This window comes from Natronorubrum sediminis (assembly GCF_900108095.1).
GTDB lineage: Archaea > Halobacteriota > Halobacteria > Halobacteriales > Natrialbaceae > Natronorubrum > Natronorubrum sediminis.
On the sequence record NZ_FNWL01000002.1, the window covers coordinates 899,420 to 924,128 of the forward strand.

The following is a 24,709-nucleotide window of genomic DNA, read 5'->3' on the forward strand; positions in this document are numbered from 1 at the left end:
TCGGAAACCGAAGTGTTGAACTTGGTTTACGAGAGAGGACGGCCATGGAAACTGAACAGGCTTCGGTGGACCTCGTCGAGGGCGACGTGGTTCGTCAGTTCGCTCGAGCGGCGGTACTCGCCGCGTTGCTCGGTGCCGTCGCTCCGATCGCGATTCCGTTGCCGCTGTCGCCAGCGCCAGTCACCTTGCAGGTACTGTTCGTCTTCCTCGCTGGCCTCGTTCTGGGGCCGGTCTGGGGGACGATTTCGATCCTCTTGTACCTCACCGCAGGGGCGATCGGATTGCCGGTCTTCTCGGGGCTCGAGGCCGGTCTCGGAACGTTGTTCGGCCAGACGGGGGGCTTCCTCTGGTCGTATCCACTCGCCACCGCCCTGATCGGACTGATCGTCCACCGCGGGACGAGCCTGCGCGATCCGGCCGCCGTGGCGCTACCGACCGTGATCGTCGCACTCGTCGCCGCGACGGTTCTCATCTACGCGATGGGTGCCGCCTACGCGGCCTGGCTCTTGGAACTCGAGGCCTGGGAAGCGATCGTCACCTTCGTGCTCTTTTTCGTCCCCGGAGAGCTACTCAAGATGGCCGCTGCGATTGCCATCGTCAGAAGTGGCCGCCTCGAGCCGATTCAATCGTGACGGGGCACACGAAAACGAGAACGCAGTACACGAGACCACAATGATCGAATTCGACTCCGTCTCCCACGCCTTCGACGACGTCACCGTCCTCTCTGACGTCTCGCTATCGATCGACGACGGGACGTTCGTCGTCCTCGCGGGAGCCAACGGCAGCGGCAAGACGACGCTCTTGCGTCACTGCAACGGCCTCCTGTCCCCGGAGTCGGGCACCGTGCTCGTCGACGGAACGCCCGTCGAAGACGACCTGATCGGTGCCCGCTCGAGCGTCGGCATGGTCTTTCAACACCCGCGGGATCAGTTCGTCGCCGCGACGGTCGGTGCCGACGTCGCCTTCGGCCCCGAAAATCTCGGCCTCTCGCGCGAGGAGATCGATCGCCGGGTCGAGGGTGCACTCGAGGCGGTCAACCTCGGCGGTCGCGAAGACGAACGGATCGAGCACCTCTCGGGCGGCGAGCAATCACGCGTCGCCATCGCGGGCGCACTCGCGATGAATCCGACTCACCTCGTCCTCGACGAACCGTTTACTGGCCTCGACGCACCCGCCCGCCGATCCGTGCTCGCTCGCCTCGAGTCGCTCGTCGACGACGGGACGGGCGTCCTGCTCGCGACCCACGACCTGCGGGACGTGCGCGAACTCGCCGACCGAATCGTCGCCATGCGCGACGGCCGGGTTGTCGTGGACGGCCACCCCGACGCTGCACTCGCGGACCTCGCCGCACTCGAGGTGCGCGTTCCCGATCGGTAAGTTCGCTCAGTCACCGTACTCACTCCGATGCTCACCTACGACCCCGACGACACGTTCGCCCACCGACTCGATCCGCGGTCCAAACTGGCCGTCCAGATCGGATTCGCAGCGACCGCGCTGGCTCACACCAGCCTGCGCGCACTGCTCGCGCTGAGTGTCGTGACGGCGATTATTCTGCTCGTCGCTCGCGTCCCCGTCCTCGAGGCGCTCTCCGCCTATCGGTTCGCGCTGGTCTTTCTGGTACTCGCGCCGCTAATCGCTGGCCTCACCCTCGGCTCGCCGTGGTTCGATCTCGCAGACGCCAACGACTCGGCTCGAGCGAGCTACCGGGTGCTCCTCATCTTGCTCGTCAGTGCCGCCTACATCCGTTCGACGCCGGTCCGAGCCTCTCGAGCGGCAATTCAACGCACGATTCCCGGAAAACCGGGCCAGATACTCGGAATCGGCGTCTCGCTCGTCTTTCGATTCCTGCCGGTCATCCGAGGCGACCTCCGAACGATCCGCGACGCCATGGCGGCCCGACTGGGCGGACAACGACGCGTCGTCGACCGCGCCAGCACGCTCGGAATTCTCGGGCTCACGTGGGCGTTCGACCGCGCGGACAGGCTCGCACTCGCCATGCAGGCACGCTGTTTCGCCTGGAATCCGACGCTGCCGCCGCTCTCGTTTTCCCGAACGGACTACGTCGCCCTCGCGGTCGCCGTCGGATTCGGACTGTCCGCGGTCATCTGAGCCTCACTCGAGCAAAGAAATTTCCGCGCCAGCCCTGATGGTCCCACCCTCGAGAACGTCGGCCCGAAGCCCACCGCGGTGGGTTAGGGCGGCTTCCACCCCATTTTCGGTGTGACGCTCGAGGAAGCCACACGGTTCACAGAGTCGGTCACCCACGCAGACGACGTCTCCGACCCGAAATCGTTCGCCGACGAGGTGGTTGAGCGGCGTTCCGCTGGTCTCGATGTTGCGTCGGTGGTCGCCGGGTTCGAGGTCGATGTCCGCTTCTCGTTCGATCGCCTCGAGGGCTTCCTGTTCGATCAGCGTGAGGTCGTAGCCGTCCGGTCGTTGCTCGTCAGCGTCCCAACTGACGAACGTTCCCGTCTCGATCTCGCTGAAGTATCGATCCCCCCGCAAGCCACTTGCTTCGACGGCGTCGACCTCGCGGCGCTCGCACATCTCGGCTTCAGCCTCCGGAGCGGTGAAAATCCGTTCGACCGTCCCTGTTGCGTGCATACGCCCCGTTGAACGTCGACCACCAAATACGTACGCCGCGATAGCGCTCAGGCGTCCCGGATCGTTCCCGAGAGCACCTTCGCGGCGACGAGCACCGGATCCCACGTCGTATTGAAGGGCGGCGCGTACGCGAGGTCGTAGTTCTCGAGGTCGAAGACGGTCGCCCCTTCCTCGAGTGCGCCGACGATGGCGTGACTGCGATGAACCGCGCCTTCCCCGTACTCGCTGACGAGACTCGCGCCGAGGACGCGTCCGGAGTCGCGATCCGCACACAATGTGACGGTGACGGTGCCGCCCTCGGGGTAGTAACCCGCGCGAGATTTCGCGTCGACAGTCTCCGTAACCGGGTCGAATCCGGCTGCTCGCGCATCGTCGTGGTCCAAAATGCCGGTCCGAGCCGCCTCGATGTCGAACGTCTTGACGGCGGCCGTTCCCGCGATGGAGCCACCTTCCGTTGGCGTTCCCGTGACGGTCTGGCCAACCGCCCGGCCGTGGCGATTCGCGGTGAGCGCCAGGGGAACGTAAGCCGGCTCACCGGTGACGGTGTGGGTCGCTTCGGCACAATCGCCTGCCGCATAGACGTCGCCGACGTTCGTCTCGCAGTAGGCGTCCGTCGCGATTGCCCCCGTCTCGCCGCACTCGATCCCGGCCGCCTCGGCGAGTGCGGTCCGTGGCGTTACGCCAGTCCCGACCAGAACCATGTCGACGGAGACCGACTCGTCGTCCGTGACGACGGAATCGACCTCCCCCGTGCCGTCTTCACCGTCGCCTCCACCGTTACCGTCACCGCCACCGCCACCGTTACCGCCAGCCAGTTCGCGAACGTCGCTCTCGAGGTGAACCACGACGTCCTGTTCTCGAAGGTGCGTCGCCACCGTCTCGCTCGTCTGCTCGCTAAATTGGGTCAGCACGCGCTCGCCGCGCTGAAAGAGGTGAACCTCGAACTCGTGTTCGGCCAACGCCTCGGCCATCTCGAGGCCGATGTACCCACCGCCGACGATCCCGATGGGGCCGGTACAGTCCTCGAGATACTGACAGGCTGGGCCGCGATCTGGTTGCGAGAACGTCTCGCCGTCGCGGGCGCGGGCGACGTACTCGCGCAGTTCCTTGCCGTCGCTCATCGACCCGAGCGTGTAGACGCCCTCTCGTTCTGTGCCCTCGATATCCGGCATCACTGGCTCCGCACCGGTCGCCAGCAACAGGTGATCGTACGACTGAACGACCGTCTCCGACTCCGATTTGGCCGTAACCGTTCGCTCGTCCGGATCGACCGAGATGACCTCGTGGCCCGTCCGAAGGTCGATATCGCGTTGCTCTCTGAACTCCTCGGGCGTCACCGAGACGAGCGACTCGAGCGATTGAATTTCCCCTTTGACGTAGTAGGGCAACCCGCACGCGCCGTAGGAGACCCACTCACCCTTTTCGAAGACGACGACCTCGAGATCAGGGTCGTCTCGTTTGGCCTTACTTGCGGCGGACATGCCTGCTGCGTCGCCTCCGACGACGACGAGCGTTTCCGTCATCTGCCGACCACCGTGGTGACTCGATCACAATCGGGCGCGTCGCGATAGCTCTCGTTCATAGTCGGCCACTTCGAGTCGAAGCGGCGTAAATGGTTCCCGTCCGCCCGCAGCGGACTGTGGCCGAAGTCGAGACGACCACCGACGACCAGACGGATACCATCCAGTTCTTCGCTGGGTGCTCAATCGGTCGTGTTCGAGGGCAGCGTCACGAAGAACGTCGACCCGACTCCGGGCTCTGATTCGACCCAGATGTCCCCGCCATGATTATCGACGATCTTCTGACATAACGAGAGCCCGATTCCGGTTCCCGGATACTCGTCGTTCTGGTGGAGTCGTCTGAACACCTCGAAGATCCGGTCGGTCTGCTCGGACTCGATTCCGATTCCGTTGTCGCTAATCGCGATCTCCCACCACTCCGAGCGCTGGGTCGCCGTGATATCCACTCTCGATTCGCCGTCCCCGCTGTACTTGATCGCGTTCGAAACGAGGTTCTGGAACAGTTGCTCGAGTTGCTCGGGGTCACCCTCGACGAGCGGCAACGGATCGACGGTGATCCTCGCCTCGCGATCGTTGATCTGGACCTGCAGGTCGTTGAGCGCCCGTTCGACGACGGTGTTACAATCGACGGTCTCGAACGAACCCTCCGCCTGCTCGACCCGCAAAAACGCGAGCAGATCGTCGACCATCGCCCGCATTCGATCGGCACCGTCGACCGCGAATCCGATGAACTCGTGGGCGTCCTCGTCGAGTTCGTCACCGTAGCGATTCTCGAGCAACTGCAGGTAACTCGAGATCATCCGCAACGGCTCTCGAAGGTCGTGTGAGGCCGCGTACGCGAACTGTTTCAATCGATCGTTCGACCGTCTGAGTTGTTCGACCGTTCGCTCGAGGTTTCGTTCGTACCGTTGTCGTTCGAGTTCGTACGTCACCCACTGACCCATCAAGTGATGAAACGTCCGCTCGGACTCTGTGAAGTCACTAGTGCGAGGTTCGCTCGAGCCGAACCAGAACGTTCTGTCCGGTTCGCCCTCGAGTTCGAGGTACGTCCCGAGATACGCTTGGATATCGAATCGGTCGTAGGTCAGCGTGTCCGCGAACCCACGCTCGACCGGGTCGACGACCGCACACGTCTCCTCGACGGTCGCCGTCTTCTGACAGTACGTTTCCGAAAGTGGGAGCTGCGCCCCCGGGACGATTCTCTCGTGGCCACCGTTCGTGACCTCCACCTCGAGTCGATCCGTATTCGGATCGACGGTCGCGATTCCGGCAAACTCCATGTCGAATCGATCACAGCCGAGTTCGAACATCGACTGTATCTTCTCGTCGAACGTCTGTTCCGTGTCAGCCGCGATTTCGTACAGTTTTCGCTGTGCTCGCTCACGATCCTCGCGCTCGAGTTCGGTAGTGATCCACTCGCCCATCAACTCCAGGAACGTCACTTCGTCCTCGCCAAACGAGTGCTCGCGGGGCGACGTCGACGCGAAGCAAAGGGTGCCGTACGGCGTCCCGCGAACGTCTATCTGCGTTCCGATGTAACAATCCAGTCCGTACGTTTCGTACGCCAGGTCGTCGTTCCACTCCTCGGCAGGCGCGTCGACAGTACAGATCGGATCGGAGGAGTCGACGACTGCCTGGCAATAGGAACGCTCGAGCGCGTCTCGAGACCCCTGCTGGATGTGCTCGTGAGAACCGCGTGCGTGAAGAATTTCGAACTCGTCGTCGTGGATCCGGGCGAAAAAACCGATCTCGACGCCGAATCGCTTACAGCCGAGTTCGAGGAACTGTTCGACGGTTTCCCCGAACGATTTCGTGTCGTTCGCAGTCGCCTCGTAGAGTTCCCGAAGATACCGTTTGTGCGATCGGAGCGCTGATTTCGTCTTGGTCCGTTCCGCGGCCGTCTCGAGCATCTGATCGACGGCAGTCTCGTCTTCGTCGGCGTCGGGTGGCTCGTAGTGGACGTTCTCAGAAACGCCGTCCTCGAGAGCGATGTATGGGTGTGTCTCGAGGACGTCCTCGACGACCGCGTCCGAAAACTCGTCGCGGTTGTACTGGCACAACACGGTGTACTCCTCGTTCCGATAGAGCGGGTTGAGCAACGCCTCGTACTCGACCAGCGCCTCGTCACTCGCCCGTTCACCCACTGCCCACGTCATCTCTGCGGTTGCCCGCAGACCCGTAAATCCGTCCGCCTTCGATTCCGCGAGCGTCTCCTCCCAGAACTCGAGCATCGCCTCCGGGTCGAACTCGCCATCCTGACTGTACATCTCGGCCGGCGTGAGCAGGGACAGCGATCCGGACTCGAGGGCGTCGTCCACGTCGATGCCATTGGATCGCATCGCCGCGAGGACATCTGCCCTCGAGTTATCGTCTGCGACGTACAGACACCGTTCGCCTCGCTCGAGTCCCTGACGAACGAACGACGCTGCCAGCGTCAACTGGTCGATACCGTCGTCGTTGTCGTAGATGAATGCGTAGTGATCGGTCGAGCGGGCGTGATCGTGCTCACAGGCGAACTCGAGATCGTCGTGATCGTCGTAATCGTCGTGATCCAGACCGGTCGTTCCTCGGCTCGTCAGGGCAGATCGACCGGTCTTAGCACTGCTTTCTTGCCCGACGTGGTCACCCATTTGAGCGACCTATTCGACCCGGCCACATAACCATAACACCATAGATAAATGGTGTGATAAAATGCTAATACTCGATCGAAGACAATTCGACTCCTCGAGTGGTCCTCTAGGCGGGTAGGCCGTTTCGACACCAAACCGGAGCGAGTCGGATCGATGGGGTCTCGGTTCAAACGGTGCTACCACGCACTCGAGAGTGCCCGGCACCGAACTCCGACAGCGAGTCATTCGATCGATTCGGCGATGATGAAATTGTAAACGATGGGTGATGCGATGTTGTCCCCCGATTCAAATTCGTCAAACCGTTCTTCCGGCCCGCGTACTGGTTCCCTGAAAGAACATCGGTGGAGGATTGTAAACTGCGTCCACTTCGATCGCGTTGCTCGCTCGTACTCTAATTCAAATCCACCAGAACGTGCTCACATCCCACCAGAACGTGCTTCCGCTCACGTATTTGTTCGCCAGAAGTAAGCCGGTGGAGGGATTTGAACCCTCGACCTAATCCTTACGAAGGATTCGCTCTGCCAGTCTGAGCTACACCGGCGCGTTCGCGTGCCACGCATCGGCGTCGTCGCCTCGACACTAACGCGCATTCTATCGTAGGGCCGAAGTCAGCCATAAGGATTGCGAATCGGCGCTGTCGTGCGATCGGTTCCCGCGCTCGGACTCGAGTCCGATTATCGCTCGAGTCGGACGTCGAGACAGACGTTGAGTTCGTGTGGCGCGTAGGAGCGAACGACGCGCTCCGTCTCGACGCTGACCTCGTACTTGGGTTCGGCTGCCTCGCGGATCGCTCGCTCGCCCGGCCCGAACGGGTCGTCTTCGTGCTGAATATCGTAGTAGTGGATGACGCAGTCGTCGCTCGCGAGGGTAATGGCGGACTCGAGAAAGTCGTCCGCGCTGTGGGGGAGGTTCATGACGAGGCGGTCGGCCCAGTTCTCGTACTCGGCTGCGACCTCGCGCACGTCCTCACAGATCGCCGTCACGCGATCCTCGACGCCGTTCCGGCGCGCGTTCTCGCGCAGGTACTCGATCGCGGTCTCGTTGATATCGACGCCGACGCACTCCGCGCCGCGTTTGGCGAAGGGAATCACGAACGGCCCGACGCCGGCGAACATGTCGACGGCCCGTTCATGCGTCTCCACGTTCTCACTATCCGAAGCGCGTTGAATCTCGCCGACTTGCTCGGCGACTCGATGACGCTCGGTCGCGAGTCGTGGCGAGAAGTAGACGTCCGAGAGATCTAGCGCGAACTCACAGCCGTACTCGCGGTGAACGACCGTCGTATCCTCGCCGGCGAGGAGATCCCAGTCGCGCACTCGCGTCTCGCCTTTGACCTTCGAGGCCTTGTTCACCACCGTCTCGAGGGGGAGATCCGACTCGACGACGGCGTCTGCGATCGCTCGAGCGCGCTCGCCGTCGTCCTCGTCGAGCAAGGCTGCGGTTCCGAGTCGTTCGTACGATGGTTCGAATCCCAGCAGATCAGCGGGCGTCGTCTGCGTCTCGCGTTCGGAGACAGGCCGGGAGACGACCTCGAGGTCGTCGGAAACGGCTTCGGGATCGACGACCGGAACGTAGAGGTCACCCTCCGCGACCGAGATCTCGTACTCGTCGTCGATCAGGTCCGCCTCCGCCAGTTGGCGACGCGTCGCTTCGCCTTCCTCGCGCGGGACACGGACGCACGGCACTTCCATACCGCTACTCTCCGACGGGCCGCCGTAACGGTGACGTTTTTGGACTCGAGGACTCGCCGCCGGTTCGTTCCGTGAACAGTTTTCAGGTAGCCGGCGATAGTCACTGACATGGAGCAACTCACGACCGTCGACACGGTCCACGAGGAGGGCTCGTGGCTGTTCACGGTGAGCGACCGGTTCGGCGACGAAGAAGAGGTGATTCTCGTTCCCTGTGAAGATGGGGTCGAGGCCTGGGTCAACCGCTGTACGCACGAATCCCAACGATTCGATACCGGCCGTGGCGCACCGATTCGTAACGGGCAGATCGTTTGTCCCCGCCACGGGTCGATGTTCGACTCCTGTTCGGGTCACTGTGACAACGGCGAAGCGGCCGACACGACGCTCCCTGCGGTCGATATTACGGTCCACACCGACGGGACGATCTTTCTCACTGACGACGACGTGACGTTCGCACACGAGGGCGGGATCAACGATGACGACGGCCCGGACTCGACGTCGCACATTTCACTGTGACGATCGGTTAGCATGTCACTTCAGGCCAGCATTCGATACCCGTCTCGAAAGCGTATTCCCGCCACTCTCACTACACCAACGCATGCTCACCTTCATCGGCCTCGGCCTCTACGACGAGCGATCGATCACCGTCGAGGGCCAAGAGGCACTGCGCAACGCCGACCGGGCCTACGCGGAGTTCTACACCAGTAAATTGATCGGGACAACCGTCGCCGACCTCGAGTCCAACCACGGCGTCGATATCGAGGTTCGCGACCGGGCCGGAGTCGAGCAACACCCGGAAGACATCCTCGAGCAGGCCGAAACCGAGGACGTTGCCTTCCTCACTGCTGGCGATACGATGATCTCGACGACCCACGTCGACCTCCGGCTGCGCGCTCACGAACGGGGCATCGAGACGCGGGTTATCCACGGCATCACGGCCCAGACGGCGACGAGTTCGCTCACCGGGTTGCAAAACTACCGCTTCGGCAAGGCGACGACGCTCCCCTTTCCCTACGCCCACGGAGCCGACGGCCTCCCGGCGAGCGTGACCGACACCATCGACGACAACCGCGAGGATGGCCTCCACACCGTGGTCTATCTCGACATCAAGGTGGGATACGACCCAACCAGGAGTCAGCACGCGACGCGTGCTGACGACAAGGTTGGAGACGAGCGAGCGGACGAAGACGAGTACATGACCGCGGATATCGGCGCGGAACTCCTCGCCGAGGAGTACCCGGACCTCGTCGGCGTCGTCGTGGCACGCGCCGGAAGCCCGGACCCGCTCGTCGAAGCGGGGACGATGAGCGACCTCGCGACGCGGGAGTTCGGCGACCCGCTGCACTTACTCGTCGTTCCGGGTGAGTGTCACCTGCTCGAGGCCGACGCGGTCGTCGAACTCGCCGGTGCCGACCGATCGACGCTCGACGTCGTCTGAGGAGATTTGCTGAGTCGCTGGTGAGTGTCGCGAGCGAGAAATTTTCGTTCAGTTCACGGCCGTCGAACGGAGTGAAACGGTTAGTTATCGAACCAATAAGTCCCGCGAACGCGGGCGTGCGCGGCGGTTTTGGATGGGGAGCGATTTATCCACTCTATTAACAAGTAGCCGTGACCGCAGCGAAGAGGTACGGATAGCATGAACAAGGAACACGACTCACGCGGCCCGTCGCGACGATGGCTCTTGAGCACAGTCGGCGTGGCGTCGGCCGCGCTTGCAGGGTGCACGGACATATTGTCCGACGAGGGGTCCGGTGACGACGCAGACGACGAGGGGTCTGACGACTCAGAGAGCGACTCGAGCGGCGATGGCTCCGCACAGTGGCCCGCGATCGAGGCGGGCGAACAGCTCTCCGATTTCGAGAATCTCGACGAGTGGTTCCCACAGAACAGCGAACTCTCGGCGGCCGAGGATGAGGCGCGAATCGGTTCACAGGCGGCCGTCGTCGAGAGCGACGGTCGCGAGGCCAGAATCGACATGCGCCTCGACGGGATCGATCTCGAGGAGTGGGACGTCTCGCTGGCCGTGAAGCCGGAAGCGGCAGACCAGATCGTCGTCGAATTCCTCGCGCCGGATCGAGACGCGCGTCTCAACACCGTCAGAACGGTTCCGGACGGCTACGAGGGCTGGTTCCGCCTCGACTGTGGCTACGAGCACAAACCCGAGGGCGAACCCGATCTCTCGAATGTCAGTCGGATCAACGTCATCGCAGTCGGTTCGGAAGACGGCGAGACGCGGATGCTCGTCGACGACCTCCGACGGACGGAGGCGGCCGACAACGGGAAAGCCATCCTCGCATTCTACGGCGGCCACGACTCACACTACGATATCGCCGCGGAGATGCTCGAAGAGCGCGACTGGACGGCCGCCGTGCCGATGAGTCCCGACCAGATCGATGCGGACGGCCGAATGGGCCTCGAGGAGTTACAGGACCTCCAGGACCGGGGTTGGGACATCTGCTCGCATCCCCAAATTTCGACCCCGCTGCCCGAAATGCCCGAGGATCGCCAGCGGGACGTTCTCGAGACGAATCGCGACTTGCTCGAGGACAACGGCTTCGAAGACGGCGCGAGACACCTGTTCGTGCCTGACGACCGAATGGACGAGACGACCGTCGAGGTTGCCAGAGACGTACACGACTCGGCCTTTCTCTTTGGCTCCTGTCCGAGCGGCGTCCCGCCGACGGGCATGCACACGATTCCGCTCATCTGGGGACCAGCGCTTCACAACGGCGTTCGCCGACACATCAACCTCGCCGATCAGTACAACCAGCTGACCGTCATGGAGGTTCCGCGAATCGTGGACGAGGAAGACGTCGACGTCGACGAGAATCGGATGTCCCTCGACGACTTCGAGCACCTGCTCAATCACATCGAACACCGCGGACTCGACGTCATCACGCCCTCGGATCTCGTCGACGGAACGTACGAGAGCGACGAGGCGGACGAAGACCACGACGACGGCCGGCCAGAGGGAACCATTCTCGAGGAGGGCCAGGCCTACGAGTTCGACGACACCGGCTCGGCGACCGAATCGGGTGTCGACCTCGAGGAGGGTATCGCGTCCGCGAGCTTCACGCACGACGGTGACGACGAGTTCGTCGTGGAACTCGTGGCGAGTGGCGCGGGAAGCGACGTGACGCTGGTGACCACCGACGGAAACACAGCCGGCGAGTCCATCGCGGCGATCGAGGAGGGCTCCTACGACCTCGAGGTCGAGGCCGACGGCGAGTGGACCATCGACCTCTCCCAACCGGAAGTTCACGCGGACGACCTCGACGAACTCGGCGTCGAAGCGAGCGGAACCGGCTCGTCGTTCGTCGGTCCGATCTGGGCCGAAGACGACGTCCGACTCGAGGTGGCACACGACGGCGACGGCGAGTTCCTCGTCGACGGCTACAACGCGGACGGCGGTAGCGAATCGATCGTGAGCGACACGGGATCCTTCGACAGTTCGCGATCGTTCAGTGCGGGCGGAACCGTCTGGATCAACGTCGAAGCCGACGGCGACTGGTCGCTCGAGGCGACCGACGCCTGACTTTGCCCGCTCGGCTCACCCCGAAAGCACCGACTCGAGGCGATTCAGGAAGTCGCCGGGAACCTCGATCTGTGGCGCGTGGCCCGTTTTCCCGAAAACGACCTCCTCGAACTCGCCGCCGGCGTCCGCGTACGCCTCGAGGACGGCGCGCGTCTGCTCGACCATCGGTTGGGGTGGGAACACGTCCTCGCCGGGCCAGTCGGGCAACTGGCCCATCTGTCCGAGCGTTCCCACGTCGAACAGCGACTCGTTCGAGACGATCTGGTCCGAATCGCCGCGCAGCCAGAGCACGGGTGGTTTCTCGTCAGGGTCGATTTCGGTGATCTCCTCGAGCGAGCAGTACTTCGGCGAGATGGCGTTGTTCACGCCGGTTTCACCTGGGGCGACGCCGGGCCAGTTCTCGCTCGTCGTCGCGTTCCCGGGGTAGTTTTCCTCGCCGGTGACGGTATCGAGCATGCCCGTCAGGTACGACTCCTCGCGTTCGGAATCGAACGTGTGACTCGGAGCGACGTAGTACGTCCGCAGAATCTTTCTGGGCGAGGCTTCGCCGCCTTCGCTTCGATCCCGATCTGCGAGCCCCCCGACGAAGGCGTCGTTTCCGAGTCCCCCACCACAGCCAGCGAAGTCATCGAAACAGGGCGTTCCGTCCGTGCCTTTCGTTCCACCGAACCCGTACGGCGAGAGGGGATTGACGAGCACGAGCGAGTCCACCGCCTCGGGATTGTCGATCGCGTATCGCATCGCGACGCCGCCGCCGTTGGACCAGCCGACGAGCGTGAACGGGGTCTCGAGGTCGAGTTCCGAAACCAACGCTCGAAGGTCGGCCCCGAAATCGCCTAACCCGTTGGTGGCGTCGACCGACTTCGTCTCAGAATCGCCGTAGCCTCGCAAATCCGGCGCGATCGCTCGATACCGTTCCGGTAGCGAAACCAGAATGTCTTCGAAAAATCGAGAGGATGAGACGTTTCCGTGGAGGAAGACGACTGTCGGAGCGCTGTTCGCTCCTCCGTGTTTGCTCGCTGTTCCGCCGGATCCAGTTCCCCCACCCGACTCGAGATAGTGCGTCTCGAGACGGTCGGTAGTGACGCTGCGTGAGGCAACCCCCTCGAGGGTATCGTCTCGCGTTCGTGTCATACCCGCGATACCACGTGCCCCCTGATAACGTTCCGTCCGGCAGAGCGCTGGTCTTTACAGCCGGTCGAGTAAGTCGACCAGTTCGGCTTCGGTCGCGTTTCCGTCCCGAATCGCCTCTCTGGGTGCCCGTGGCCACGGTCTGGTCTCGACGGCCTCGAGCGCGGCCTCGGGTGCGTATCCTCGATCACCGACCAGCCATCCGGCGGCGACGACCCCCGTCCGGCCGAGGCCAGCGTTGCAGTGAATCGCGACGTTCTCACCTGCAGCCGTTTGCCGGCCGAGGATATCGACGGCGCGCTCGAGGCGCTCGAGATCGGGGAGATGACGGTCTCGAATCGGAACGTGGGCGGTTTCGAATGCATCGTCGTACGCCGCCGGACACCCCCACCGACCCGCCTCGCGCTCGGAGAGCAAACAGACGACGCCGGAGACGTCCCGAGTCCGGAGAATCTCGCGCCACTGCTCGAGGTCGCCCCCGAGGTGGCCGGGTCGACAGGCTCCAAAGAGCGGTTCGCCCTCGACGATCCGACCGAAGTTCGCGCTCGTCATTGGTTGAAGTATCACCATAGAGACGACGCAGTGACTTCACTGTTGATACCTCCGAAACACCCTGCCCCACCCTCCCTACCCTGCTTGCTTTGCTATCCGTCGTGAGCGAGCGACGAGTCAGGAAAGAGAACCAATCCAACAGATCGAAACGCGAACCAACCGACTACAGTCGCTCGATGATCGCGCCCGTCACGTCGTCGGTCGACGCGTCGCCGCCGAGATCTGGCGTCCGCGGCCCCTCCTCGAGCGTCGCTTCGACGGCTTCGTGAACCGCGTCGGCGTCCTCGTCGTAGCCCAGGAACTCGAGCATCATCGCGGCCGAGATGATCGTCGCGGCCGGGTTCGCGACGCCCTCGCCGGCGATGTCGGGTGCAGTGCCGTGGACTGGTTCGAACAGGCCGCGCTCGGAGCCGACGTTCGCCGAGGGGAGCAAGCCGAGGCCACCGACGAGGCCGGCGGCGAGGTCCGAGAGCACGTCGCCCGCGAGGTTCGGACAGGCGATCACGTCGAACTGTGCTGGGTCGAGACAGACGCGCGTCGCGAAGGCGTCCATCAGCACTTCGTCGGTCTCGACGCTGTTCTCGTCGGCGACGGATTTGATGGTATCCCGGAACACGCCGTCCGTCTCTCGCATGACGTTCGCCTTGTGAACGATGGTGAAGCCGTCGTGGTCGTCGGACTCCGACACGTACTCGCAAGCGAACTCGCCGAGTTCCGCAGAGGCTGACTCGGTGACGACGCGCGTCAGCGTCGCGACGTCCTCGGTGAGTCGGTCTTCGTGACCCGCGTAGACGCCCTCAGTGTTCTCACGCAGGAAGACGAGATCCGTTTCGGGGCGGACGGCGTCGATCCCCGGATACGCCTTCGCCGGGCGAATGTTGACGAACGAGTCCACGGCATCCCGAAGCGGGAGGATGACGTCCGCAGCCGTTTCGCCAGCCGCACCAAATAGTGTCGCATCAGCCGACGCCGCGAGGTCGTAGGTCTCCTGTGGCAGCGCTTCGCCGGTCTCTTCTTTCAACGCGTCGCCCGCGTCGGCCTCGACGAACTCGAAGTCGATCTCGAGTGCCTCGAGTACTTCGACGGCGGCTGGCGTGACTTCCTGCCCGATTCCGTCGCCCGGAATGACGGCGATTTCGTGAGTCATGTGCAACCATCTCGCGGGGGTCGAAAAGAGGGTATCGATACCGCGATCCGAACTCGAGTGAAGAACCGCTCGACGTTCGGACGAGAAGAGACAAGCGCGCTATCGTGAGCGCTACCGAGGTGACTATCGACGACACGACGCTCAAGCGTATCCGTGGCCGCTCGCGAGTCCCATCGCCGCTGCGATCGCACGCCGCTTGAGCAGGACGAAGCCGACGGCGACCAGCGCGAAGCCGCCGATCGTCAGCGCGCTGATCTCCTCGCCGAGCAAGACAACGCCGGCGACCGTCGCCACGATAGGCACCAGATAGCCGATCAGCGCCGCCTCGAACGCGCCGTAGGTCTCGAGGATCGAGAAATAGATCACGAATGCGACGGCGGTCGCGAAGACGCCTAGGTAGAGTAGTGCGCCGAGCGACGCCGCATCGAGCACGTCAGTGCTGGGGAACTCGCCTGCGCCCAAACTCACGACGTGGAGGACGACGGCACCGACGAGCATCGACCAGCCGACCAGCGGGAGCTGTGGCAGCGTCGGGCCGGCGCGCTGGATCAGGACGCCGCCGAGTGCGACGCTACAGACCTGTCCGACGACGAGCAGCCGCGCGGCCGTATCGCCCGCCAGCAGATTGCCGGGATCGGGCTGGACGATCAATCCGACGCCCAGAAAGCCGACTGCAGCGCCGGCGGCGCCGACTCCCGAGAGGCGTTCACCGAGCAACGGGATCGCCCACAGCGCGGTGACGATCGGTACGAGCCCCTGTAGGATCGCGGCGACGCCGCTCGGAACGGTCTGCTGGCCGAGAAAGAGGAGTCCGTTGCCCGCGACGAGGAAGATTCCGCCGCCGACGATTGCCGCCAGATCGTTTCGCGCAGACGGCCACCAGTCCTCGACGCGAAAGACGGCCACGGTGAGCAACAACACCGCTGCGATATCGTAGCGCACGGCGGCGAAGAGCAGCGGCGGGAGCGACTCGAGACCGACCGAAATCGCCGGGAAGGAGAGTCCCCAGAGAACGGCCAACGACAGGAACAACGTGATATCAGCGTTCCGAGACACACGCGCTATTTCGTCGGTCGGCCGAAATCGATGTCGGTGGGTGTCTCGTTCTGCCGGTTCCGGCGTGTTACCACAGATCGTGACGCTCGAGACGCTCTCGCTCGAGTGAACTGGAGACAGTCTCGAGCAGGTGCACACCACCTCGAGGCGTCTCGAGCGGACGACAACAGCGGTGAAAAGGAAAGTATGAACGAACTCGAGCGCGTATCGAGTCCGTCGCTCGAATCTATTCGGCTTCCGGGATCGCGTCGTCGGTGACGTACGGCAACTCCCGTGCCTTCTCGCGGACCGCACCGGCGTTGGACTTCATCAGCGCCGTTGTATCCCAGACGCCCTCGACGAGGGCCTTGCGCTGGGCGTCGTCGACGGTGACGTCGATCGTCTCTTCGCCATAGGTGACCTCCTCGGCCTCCACGTCGATATCGATCTCACCGTCGGGATTCGCATCGACCCACGCCTGAAGTTCCTCGATCGTTTCGCTGTCTGCGGTTACGGTCGGAATGCCGAGTGCCAGACAGTTGCCCGCGAAAATCTCGGCGAAGCTCTCGCCGATGATTGCGTCGATTCCCCAGCGCATCAGGGCCTGGGGAGCGTGCTCTCTCGAGGAGCCACAGCCGAAGTTCGAGTTCACGACCATCACCGAGGAGTCCTGATACCGCTCTTCGTTGAATGGGTGGTCTTTCTGGTTGTCGTCGTCGTCGAACCGGACGTCGAAGAACGCGAACTCGCCGAGTCCGTCGAACGTGACGACCTTCATGAACCGCGCGGGGATGATCTGGTCGGTGTCGATGTCGTTGCCCCGAATCGGGACGCCCGGGCCGGAGACGGCCTCGACTTCCGGAATGTCGACCTCGTCAGTTCCAGTCATGCCGTCTGCACCCCCTTCAAGTCGCGCACGTCAGAGACTTCCCCGTTGATCGCCGCCGCGGCGACCATTCGCGGGTTCATCAAGACGGTGCGTCCGTCCTTGCTGCCCTGCCGGCCGACGAAGTTGCGATTCGAGGAGGAGGCACAGGCCTCGTCGCCCTCGAGTTGGTCTTCGTTCATACCCAGACACATCGAACAGCCGGCGTTTCGCCACTCGAAGCCGGCCTCCTCGAAGGTGTCCTTCAGCCCCTCCTTCTCGGCGGTCTCCTGGACGCGCTGGCTGCCGGGGACGACCAGCGCGCGGACGTCGTCGTCGACCTGGCGACCCTCGACGATTTCGGCTGCGCGGCGCAGGTCGGGCAGGCGAGCGTTCGTACAGGAACCGAGGAAGGCGACGTCGATGTCGTAGCCCGCCATCGTTTCGCCGGGTTCGACGCGCATGTGTTCCTGTGCGCGTTCGGCCGTGGCCTCCTTGTCCGCGGGCAAGTCCTCGGGCGCTGGAATCGGGTCCGTGATACCGATTCCCTGGCCGGGTGTCGTCCCCCAGGTGACGACCGGCTCGAGTTCGTCCGCGTCGATGTGGACGACGTCGTCGTAGTCGGCGTCCTCGTCGCTCGCGATCGACTCCCAGTAGGGTTTGAGTTCCTCGAACTCCTCGGGGTTCTCCTGGAAATAGTCGGTCTCTTCGAGCCACTCGTAGGTGGTCTCGTCGGGGTTGACGTAGCCCGCGCGTGCACCGCCTTCGATCGACATGTTACAGATCGACATCCGTCCCTCCATCCCGAGGTTCTCGATCGCCTCGCCGGCGTACTCGTAGACGTAGCCGACGCCGCCTTCGGTGCCCAGTCGGCTGATGATCTCGAGGATGACGTCCTTCGCCTCGACGCCGTCGCCGAGTTCGCCGTCGATCTGGATCTTGCGGACCTTCTGCTTCTCGAAGGCGAGGGTGCCCGTCGCGAGCACGTCCCGAATCTGGCTGGTCCCGATCCCGAACGCGAGCGCGCCGAACGCGCCGTGCGTCGAGGTGTGGCTGTCGCCACAGACGATCGTTTTGCCGGGTTGGGTTAGGCCCTGCTCCGGACCGACAACGTGGACGATCCCCTGATCGCCGCTGTTCGGGTCCGAGAACTCGATGCCGGCCTCGCGGACGTTCTCCTCGAGTTCGCTCATCATCTCTTCGGCCGCGTCCTCTTCGTAGGGACGAGACTGATCGGCTGTCGGAATAATGTGGTCGACCGTCGCGTGGGTGAGTTCCGGGTAGGCGACCTCGAGGTCGCGCTCGCGGAGCATCCCGAACGCCTGCGGACTCGTAACCTCGTGGATGAGGTGCAAGCCGACGAACAGCTGGTCCTGTCCGGTCGGCAGCGTCGTTACCTTGTGGTGATCCCAGACCTTGTCGTACAGTGTTCCGTCGCTCATTCCTCGTCCTCTACGGTTGGGTTGCGCCCACGCTCGAAGACGCGATTCGCGTCGTCGGCGTGTTGGGGCGGCGTATGTGTTACGTCTTTCATCGTCTGTTCGTGCTCGTCCGCTGTCTCTTCTTCGTCGGTCGAATCCGACGGCGTCGCAGCCGGTTCGCCACCATCTGCAGCGACGATCGGTCCTCGGCTGAACAGTTGGCCGGCCGTCTTCCCCGTATAGGGATTCGTGTGGCTGACGTCGGCCATCGCATCCGTGTGCTCGTTCTGGCTCATGTTATTGTCGTCTCCTGATCTTGTAACGCAGTTCTCGAGTCCCTAGTCGTCCGCCTGCACGCGAACGGACTCGTCTTCGTCGTCCGTTTCAGTGTCTTCATCGGCCCACGCGAACAGATCGCGCAGTCGCTCGCCGACTTCTTCGATCTCGTGGTCCTTCTCGGCCTGGTTGAGTTGCGTGTAGACCGGTCGGTTCGCCTGGTTCTCGGCAATCCACTCGGTAGCGAACTCACCGTTTTGGACCTGCTCGAGGACTTCTTCCATGTTCTCTCGAGCGTGATCGTCGATGACGGCATCGCCGCGGGTGAGCCCACCGTACTCCGCGGTGTCGGAGACCGAATCCCACATCGCGCCGAGGCCGCCTTCGTACATCAGGTCGACGATGAGCTTCATCTCGTTCATGCACTCGAAGTAGGCCATCTCCTCGCTGTAGCCGGCGTCGACCAGCGTCTCGTAGCCGACCTTGATCAGTTCGGCGATGCCGCCACAGAGAACGGCCTGCTCGCCGAAGAGGTCCGTCTCAGTTTCCTCGCGGAACGTCGTTTCGACGACGCCCGCACGGGCACAGCCAATTCCTTTCGCGTAGGCCAGTGCCCGTTCCGTCGCGTTTCCGGTCGCGTCCTGATAGACCGCGAGCAGTCCCGGCGTCCCCTCGCCGTTCTCGTAGTTCCGGCGGACGAGGTGGCCCGGCGACTTCGGCGCGATCATCGTCACGTCGATGTCTTCGTCGGGCTGAATCTGGTTGTAGTGGATGTTGAACCCGTGTGCGAACTGGAGCGTGTCGCCGGACTCGAGTTCGTCCTGAATCTGTTCGTAGACGTGAGGCTGGACCGTGTCAGGAACGAGCATCGAAACCACGCTCGCTCGCGAAGCCGCCTCGACCGGCGTCACGACCTCGAGGCCGTCCGCTTCAGCGGCCGAGCGCGAAGAGGAGTCCTCGCGCAGGCCGACGACCACGTCGATACCGCTCTCGTGAAGGTTGAGTGCGTGTGCGTGTCCCTGGCTGCCGTATCCCAGCACGGCCACGGTCTCGTCGTCGAGCGTCGATACGTCTGCGTCGTCGTCGTAGTAGATGTCGGTGGTGAATTCGTCAGTCATCAGTTTGTGGTTGTGTGTTCGGTTGTTGGTTCGCCTCGTCGGCGGTCAATACCGTCGAACTGGCCGCAGCCGTGTCGTCCGTGCCCCGTGCCAACGCCGTCATCCCCGTCCGAGAAATCTCGCGGATTCCAAATTGGGTGAACGTCTCGATCGCCGCGTCGATCTTCTGGCGCGCACCCGTCACCTCGAACGTGGCTGATTCGGGACTCGAGTCGACCGTCTTCGCGCCGTACATATCTGCGACGGCGGCGACCTGATCCGGACGCTCGGCGTTGACCTTGATCAACGCGAGTTCCCGGCGCATCGCGTCGGGCTCGAGTTCGCGCACGGCGATCACCGGCACGAGCTTTCGCAGCTGTTTTTTGATCTGATCGATACCGGGATCGGGCTCCTCGACGACGACCGTGATTCGAGCACGGTTCTCGTCTTCATCCTCAGTGGGCCCGACGGTCAGACTCTCGATGTTGAACTGCCGCCTCGAGAACAATCCCGAGACGTCGGAAAGCACGCCGGGCTCGTGTTCGACCAGCGCCGAGATGACGGTGCGTCGGGGCTCGCGTTTGGCCTCGACTTCGGGGTCGATACGAATGCCCTGTTTGTTCCGCCGGCCGGCCGGTGTCGGTCGTTCCTCCGGGGTCGGGCCGTCGAGACCCCGTTTCATAGTTGGTCCTCCGTCAGCGCGAACTGACCGTTGTCCCCGCCGGCCGGAACCATCGGGTAGACGTTCGCCTGCGGATCGATGTGGACGTCGATCACGGACGGACCGTCGTACGCGATGGCCTCCTCGATCGTGTCGGCGACTTCGTCGTAGTCGTCGATTCGGAAGCCGGCCGCGCCGAACGCTTCGGCGAGTTTGTCGAACTCGGGCATCCAGTTGTAGTTCGACGCGGAGTGACGGCCCTCGAAGAAGGCGTCTTGCCACTGTCGAACCATCCCGATGTACTCGTTGTTGAGCACGGCGACCGTAATGTCGAGGTTCTCGCGAACGGCCACGGAGAGCCCCTGCATCGTCATCAGGAACGAGCCGTCGCCGTCGATACAGACGACCGTCTGCTCGTCGTCGGCTGCGAGTCGCGCGCCGATGGCGGCTGGCAGTCCGTACCCCATCGTCCCGAGACCGTGACTCGAGACCCACGTTCGAGGCTCGGTGTAGGTCCAGTACTGGCAGGCCCACATCTGGTGTTGACCGACGCCGGTGGTGACGATGGTGTCGTCGTCGGTGGCCTCGTCTAACGCTTCGACGACGAACTCCGGTTGAACCGGTTCGTCCTCGGGTGCGTCGTAGGCCATCGAGTAGTCGGATTTCCACTGCTGACACTGTGCGCGCCACTTTTTGGCCTGTGGTGAGGCCTGGACGGCGTCGGCCAGTTGCTCGACGACGGTTTCTGCGTCCCCGATCAGCGGATAATCCGCGTGGATGTTCTTCGAAATCTCCGCGGGATCGATGTCGACGTGGATGATCTCCGCGTCGGGCGCGAACGTGTCGATGCCGCCGGTCAAGCGGTCGTCGAATCGGGTTCCGATCGCCAGCATGGTGTCACAGTGCGTAATCGCCATGTTGGCGTAGCCGGTGCCGTGCATGCCGGCCATCTCCATCGAGAGTTCGTGATCCTCGGGGAACGCCCCGATTCCGGGCATCGTCGTGACGACTGGAATCTCGTGTTCGATCGCGAACTCGCGACAGACCTCGCTGGCCTCGCCCTTGATGACGCCGCCGCCCAGAAGCATCACGGGTCGGTTCGCGGACTCGAGGCGGTCTGCTGCGGCCTCGACGATGGCCGAATCCGCGTTCGTCTGGACCTCGTAGGTGTCGGGCGTCTTCGGCGCATCGGGTTCGCGGTCAGTCTCGGCTTTCGTGACGTCCTTGGGCAGGTCGACCAGCGTCGGCCCGGGTCGTCCTTCGCGGGCGAGCGCGAACGCCTCGCTCACGTCGCTCCCGACGAGATCCGGATCCGACGAGAACGTGTTGTCCTTCGTGACCGGCGTCGTGACGCCCGTCGTGTCGGTCTCCTGGAACGCGTCGTTACCGACGAACTCCGTCGGAACCTGTCCCGTCAGCGCGAGCATCGGATCCGAGTCCATATCGGCGTCCGCGATGCCCGTCACGAGGTTCGTCGCGCCGGGCCCAGAGGTGGCCAGACAGACGCCCGGCTCGCCCGAGACGATACCGTAAGCGTCGGCCGCGTGCGAGGCTCCCTGTTCGTGGGCCATCGTCACGTGGTAGATGTCCGAATCGTACAGGGCGTCGTAGACGGGCATGATCGCACCACCTTGCACGCCGAAAGCGTACTCGACGCCCGCGTTCTCGAGGGCGCGAACGACCGCCTGCGCCCCGGTCGTCACGGGTTCGGGCGTCGTCTCCGCAGCCGCTTCGGCGTCGGAGTCGGCCTCCTCGGGTGGTTCCGTCTGTGTCCCTTCAGTGGGGTGATCGTCGGACTGTGCTTCCGTCTCTGCTGGGGGTATTTTGGTTGCTCGTTCGCTCATCGATTACCTCCCGCCGCGGTGGAGGGGCCCACCGATCGTGCGTTCGGTGTCTGCTCTGCTGTCATCTGTTGTGTTGCGTGTCGCTGTGAATCCGATGCGACCAATTCCGAACCGAATCGACGAGGTACTAGAATAGGGGCAGAGTCGCCCCTACAATACGAATCGGGGCGTGCACACTCTCCGCGTCTGCGTGCGGATGAACCGAATCGAGTGTGCCAACCGTCATTATTGATACTGTAGCTCGCTCGAGGAACATAATGCTTGCGAGTCGAGCGACGCCGCCCGTAGTTGTGACTCGCTTCGCGTCCGCTTGAGCGCCACAGCAGAGGCTCGCGGCCGGTAGCAAACGTAGTGGACATGCCTCAGATGCGCACCTCCTCTTCCTCCTCGCTCTGGCGGTCGACGCCAGCTTCTTCGGCGAATCGCTCTAAGTCGTCCACCGTTACCCGGCGCTTTTCAGCGCCGTAATCTTTGACTCGGCGAGTGACCGCCGTGACTTGCTCGTCGGACGGGGCGAACCCGCGCTCGCGAAGTCGTTCGCGAACCGAGTGGGTGCCGGTGTGTTTGCCCATGACGAGCTTGCGTTCGGCACCGACCATCTCCGGCGTCATGACGCCGGGTTCGAACGTGTCCGAGTTTTCGATCACGCCCGCGGCGTGAATCCCGCTCTCGTGGGAGAACGCGTTGTCGCCGACGATGGGCTTGTTGCCCGGCGTTCCCATTGCACTCTTCTCTTCGACGATGTCGGAGAGTTCGGTGATGCGCGTCGTGTCGATTCCAGTATCGGTCTGGTAGAGCGACTCGACGGCCATCACGTACTCCTCGTAGGCGGCGTTTCCGGCCCGCTCGCCGATCGAGTTGACCGACACCTGCGCCTGGTCCGCGCCGGCTTCGATGCCGGCCAGCGCGTTTGCGGTGGCCAGTCCGAAGTCGTCGTGAGTGTGGACGTCGATCCGCGCGTCGGTGTGGGCAGAGACCTTCTCGATCATGGCCCGGAACCGACCGGGGGTGGCGACGCCACAGGTGTCCGGAATGTTGATCCAGTCGACGCCTGCCTCAGTGACCGCTTCGATCACTTCGAGCAGGAACTCTTCGTCCGTCCGCGTCGCATCCATCGGCGAGAACATGCAGGTCGTTCCCGACTCGACGATGCGTTCGACGGAGTCGACTGCGCGCTGTGCTACTTCCTCCCGTGTCGCGTGCATCGAATCCTCGATCTGAACGTCGCTGGTGCTCACGAACGTGTGAACCATTTCGACGCCGGAATCGAGTGCGGCTTCGATGTCCCCGTCGACGACACGGGCTAACCCGCAGGTCGTCGTCTGGGTCGATGACGCGATATCACGAACGGCCTCGAACTCGGCGTCCGAGTTGACCGGGAACCCTGCCTCGATGACGTGGGTGCCCATATCGTCCAGAATGGACGCGATCTGCCGTTTGTCGTCGTAGGAGAACGAAGTACCGGGTGACTGTTCGCCGTCCCGGAGGGTCGTATCGAAAACACGTGCTGACTCTATTTCGTCAGTGGAATCTAACGTGCCCTGGAAGAACTCGACCCCCCTGACTGGTGTCAGAGGACGGGTTGTCTTGTGAAGACATTGTATCTGAAACCGACGTGCGACGAGGTATATAACTCTGGTGCTGTCACCGTGGTTCGACAGATCGCTCACACGATCGCTCGAGTCGCTGTGAACGAAAACCGCAAGACATCGATGTCCTAATATTCTATTGAAAGCACCCAACGAATATTATCATCCCTTCGAGAACGGGGTGAATCCAGGCTCGAGTCGGCGAACTCGTCGTTGATTTCCGCGAGCGAGCGCTGGCGCGCGCACTGGTGTGGACAGTTGATCAGATCGCGTAGAAGAATACGTCCGAAGTAGTTCAGATCCGAGATTGGGGACAGATAATTCACCGATCGTCAACTTCGACGACGCACTTCGGACGAGTCGACACCGATCGGTCGCGGATAGACGACGACACCACACTAGTCGAGAACCCCTGGCCACCGTCTACCCCTGCTCGAGAGCCTCGCGATGGGATTCGTACTCCTCGAGGTAGCGCGCTTCACAGGAGGGACAACAGAACGTCTTCACGTCGCCGTCGACCGTCGTCGTCACGCCGTCGCCACTGACCTGCTTACCACAGACGACGCACTCGAGTGAGAATCCCGACGCCGAGAGCCCAGTGAAACGACCCGAGCGAGCGAGGAGCGTCACGTCGTACCCCGAGAGTAACGCGAAGTCGAGTTCGGACTCGAGCCACGGGCGAACCCTCGAGTCAGGGACCGTCGCGTGAACGATGATGCGCCCGTCCATTCCCTCGAAGACGGTGTCGACGCCCGGCAACTCGCTCGCGGCCGCGTAGACATCGTCGACCGCGTCCGGGGTGGCCTCGAGTTCGACCAACACGGGCACGTCGTCCCGAAGTTTCTCTCGATCGACATCGATCGTGAACCCGCGGATAACGCCCTGTTCCTCGAGTCGCGAAATACGATCCGAGACGGCCGGCGGCGTGAGATCGACCCGATCTGCGATCTCGTTGTAGGGTCGTCTCGCGTCCGCGAATAGTAACTCGAGAATCTCGAGGTCAGTGTCGTCGAGGTCGCGCATGCGTGTTCGGTAGAGTGGGGAGAGACAAGAGTGTATGGAGCGAACGTATTGCTCGCCGTTCGATCGAACACGCACGCGCGGGTGTCCCGAC

Annotated in this window: 22 protein-coding genes and 1 tRNA gene; 6 read left to right on the plus strand and 17 right to left on the minus strand. The window is 63.1% G+C overall.

The features are described from left to right. Positions 1–44: 44 nt before the first annotated feature. Genes BLW62_RS11635 through BLW62_RS11645 form a run of 3 tightly spaced genes read left to right on the plus strand, consistent with a single transcriptional unit; the run spans position 45 to position 2,109 of the window. Positions 45–632, plus strand: coding sequence for a biotin transporter BioY (locus tag BLW62_RS11635; protein ID WP_090507196.1), 588 nt, complete (start codon positions 45–47; stop codon positions 630–632). 40 nt (positions 633–672) lie between these two features. Continuing rightward, positions 673–1,377, plus strand: a complete 705-nt coding sequence (locus BLW62_RS11640; RefSeq protein ID WP_090507587.1) for an energy-coupling factor ABC transporter ATP-binding protein — start codon at positions 673–675, stop codon at positions 1,375–1,377. Positions 1,378–1,404: 27 nt separating this feature from the next. Continuing rightward, positions 1,405–2,109 (plus strand): energy-coupling factor transporter transmembrane component T family protein, encoded by a 705-nt coding sequence (locus tag BLW62_RS11645; RefSeq protein WP_090507197.1) that lies wholly within the window; start codon positions 1,405–1,407, stop codon positions 2,107–2,109. Between the two features lie 3 nt (positions 2,110–2,112). On the opposite strand, the gene BLW62_RS11650 is transcribed toward BLW62_RS11645, so the two are convergent. The 5 genes from BLW62_RS11650 to BLW62_RS11670 all read right to left on the minus strand — a co-directional run bounded on the left by BLW62_RS11650 (position 2,113) and on the right by BLW62_RS11670 (position 8,445). Beyond that, positions 2,113–2,604, minus strand: coding sequence for an MOSC domain-containing protein (locus BLW62_RS11650; RefSeq protein ID WP_090507198.1), 492 nt, complete (start codon positions 2,602–2,604; stop codon positions 2,113–2,115). 47 nt (positions 2,605–2,651) lie between these two features. Further along, entirely contained in the window at positions 2,652–4,127 is a 1,476-nt protein-coding gene (locus BLW62_RS11655; RefSeq protein WP_090507199.1) for an FAD-dependent oxidoreductase, read from the minus strand. A gap of 179 nt (positions 4,128–4,306) precedes the next feature. Then, positions 4,307–6,754 carry an MEDS domain-containing protein gene (locus tag BLW62_RS11660; RefSeq protein ID WP_090507200.1) on the minus strand — a complete coding sequence of 816 codons (2,448 nt, stop codon included), beginning with the start codon at positions 6,752–6,754 and terminating at the stop codon, positions 4,307–4,309. 467 nt (positions 6,755–7,221) lie between these two features. Then, positions 7,222–7,295 (minus strand) — tRNA-Thr (locus tag BLW62_RS11665). 133 nt (positions 7,296–7,428) lie between these two features. Beyond that, positions 7,429–8,445 (minus strand): class I SAM-dependent methyltransferase, encoded by a 1,017-nt coding sequence (locus BLW62_RS11670; protein ID WP_090507201.1) that lies wholly within the window; start codon positions 8,443–8,445, stop codon positions 7,429–7,431. Positions 8,446–8,553: 108 nt separating this feature from the next. Here BLW62_RS11670 and BLW62_RS11675 point away from each other — a divergent pair, with 108 nt between their 5' ends. From BLW62_RS11675 to BLW62_RS11685, 3 genes are all read left to right on the plus strand, one after another. Next, entirely contained in the window at positions 8,554–8,958 is a 405-nt protein-coding gene (locus BLW62_RS11675) for a Rieske (2Fe-2S) protein (protein ID WP_090507202.1), read from the plus strand. 82 nt (positions 8,959–9,040) lie between these two features. Next, on the plus strand, positions 9,041–9,880 hold the full coding sequence (dph5, locus tag BLW62_RS11680) for a diphthine synthase (RefSeq protein WP_090507203.1): 840 nt from the start codon (positions 9,041–9,043) through the stop codon (positions 9,878–9,880). 198 nt (positions 9,881–10,078) lie between these two features. Then, positions 10,079–11,977 (plus strand): polysaccharide deacetylase family protein, encoded by a 1,899-nt coding sequence (locus BLW62_RS11685; protein ID WP_090507204.1) that lies wholly within the window; start codon positions 10,079–10,081, stop codon positions 11,975–11,977. A gap of 15 nt (positions 11,978–11,992) precedes the next feature. Here the strand turns inward: BLW62_RS11685 and BLW62_RS11690 are convergent, their stop codons facing one another. The 12 genes from BLW62_RS11690 to BLW62_RS11745 all read right to left on the minus strand — a co-directional run bounded on the left by BLW62_RS11690 (position 11,993) and on the right by BLW62_RS11745 (position 24,618). Continuing rightward, positions 11,993–13,111, minus strand: a complete 1,119-nt coding sequence (locus BLW62_RS11690; protein WP_090507205.1) for an alpha/beta fold hydrolase — start codon at positions 13,109–13,111, stop codon at positions 11,993–11,995. A gap of 54 nt (positions 13,112–13,165) precedes the next feature. Next, entirely contained in the window at positions 13,166–13,660 is a 495-nt protein-coding gene (locus tag BLW62_RS11695) for a protein-tyrosine phosphatase family protein (RefSeq protein WP_090507206.1), read from the minus strand. A gap of 163 nt (positions 13,661–13,823) precedes the next feature. Then, complete coding sequence (locus BLW62_RS11700) at positions 13,824–14,807, minus strand: isocitrate/isopropylmalate dehydrogenase family protein (protein WP_090507207.1); 984 nt, start codon at positions 14,805–14,807, stop codon at positions 13,824–13,826. A gap of 141 nt (positions 14,808–14,948) precedes the next feature. Then, entirely contained in the window at positions 14,949–15,863 is a 915-nt protein-coding gene (locus BLW62_RS11705) for a DMT family transporter (RefSeq protein WP_090507588.1), read from the minus strand. A 226-nt stretch (positions 15,864–16,089) separates the two neighbouring features. Continuing rightward, positions 16,090–16,731, minus strand: a complete 642-nt coding sequence (gene leuD / locus BLW62_RS11710) for a 3-isopropylmalate dehydratase small subunit (RefSeq protein ID WP_090507208.1) — start codon at positions 16,729–16,731, stop codon at positions 16,090–16,092. Continuing rightward, positions 16,728–18,149: a 3-isopropylmalate dehydratase large subunit gene (gene leuC / locus BLW62_RS11715; protein ID WP_090507209.1), complete on the minus strand. Its 1,422-nt coding sequence runs from the start codon at positions 18,147–18,149 to the stop codon at positions 16,728–16,730. The genes leuD and leuC overlap by 4 nt, the downstream gene beginning before the upstream one ends. Then, positions 18,146–18,424 (minus strand): DUF7989 family protein, encoded by a 279-nt coding sequence (locus BLW62_RS11720; protein WP_090507210.1) that lies wholly within the window; start codon positions 18,422–18,424, stop codon positions 18,146–18,148. The genes leuC and BLW62_RS11720 overlap by 4 nt, the downstream gene beginning before the upstream one ends. A gap of 42 nt (positions 18,425–18,466) precedes the next feature. Continuing rightward, the gene (ilvC, locus tag BLW62_RS11725) at positions 18,467–19,522 is read right to left on the minus strand and encodes a ketol-acid reductoisomerase (protein ID WP_090507211.1); all 1,056 of its coding nucleotides are present in this window, start codon (positions 19,520–19,522) and stop codon (positions 18,467–18,469) included. Beyond that, positions 19,515–20,183 (minus strand): acetolactate synthase small subunit, encoded by a 669-nt coding sequence (ilvN, locus tag BLW62_RS11730; protein WP_090507212.1) that lies wholly within the window; start codon positions 20,181–20,183, stop codon positions 19,515–19,517. The genes ilvC and ilvN overlap by 8 nt, the downstream gene beginning before the upstream one ends. Beyond that, positions 20,180–22,006 (minus strand): biosynthetic-type acetolactate synthase large subunit, encoded by a 1,827-nt coding sequence (ilvB, locus tag BLW62_RS11735; RefSeq protein WP_090507213.1) that lies wholly within the window; start codon positions 22,004–22,006, stop codon positions 20,180–20,182. Before ilvB ends, ilvN begins: the two co-directional genes overlap by 4 nt. A gap of 362 nt (positions 22,007–22,368) precedes the next feature. Continuing rightward, complete coding sequence (locus BLW62_RS11740; RefSeq protein ID WP_170872003.1) at positions 22,369–23,610, minus strand: LeuA family protein; 1,242 nt, start codon at positions 23,608–23,610, stop codon at positions 22,369–22,371. A 408-nt stretch (positions 23,611–24,018) separates the two neighbouring features. Then, positions 24,019–24,618 carry a winged helix-turn-helix transcriptional regulator gene (locus tag BLW62_RS11745; protein ID WP_090507214.1) on the minus strand — a complete coding sequence of 200 codons (600 nt, stop codon included), beginning with the start codon at positions 24,616–24,618 and terminating at the stop codon, positions 24,019–24,021. Positions 24,619–24,709 lie beyond the last annotated feature (91 nt).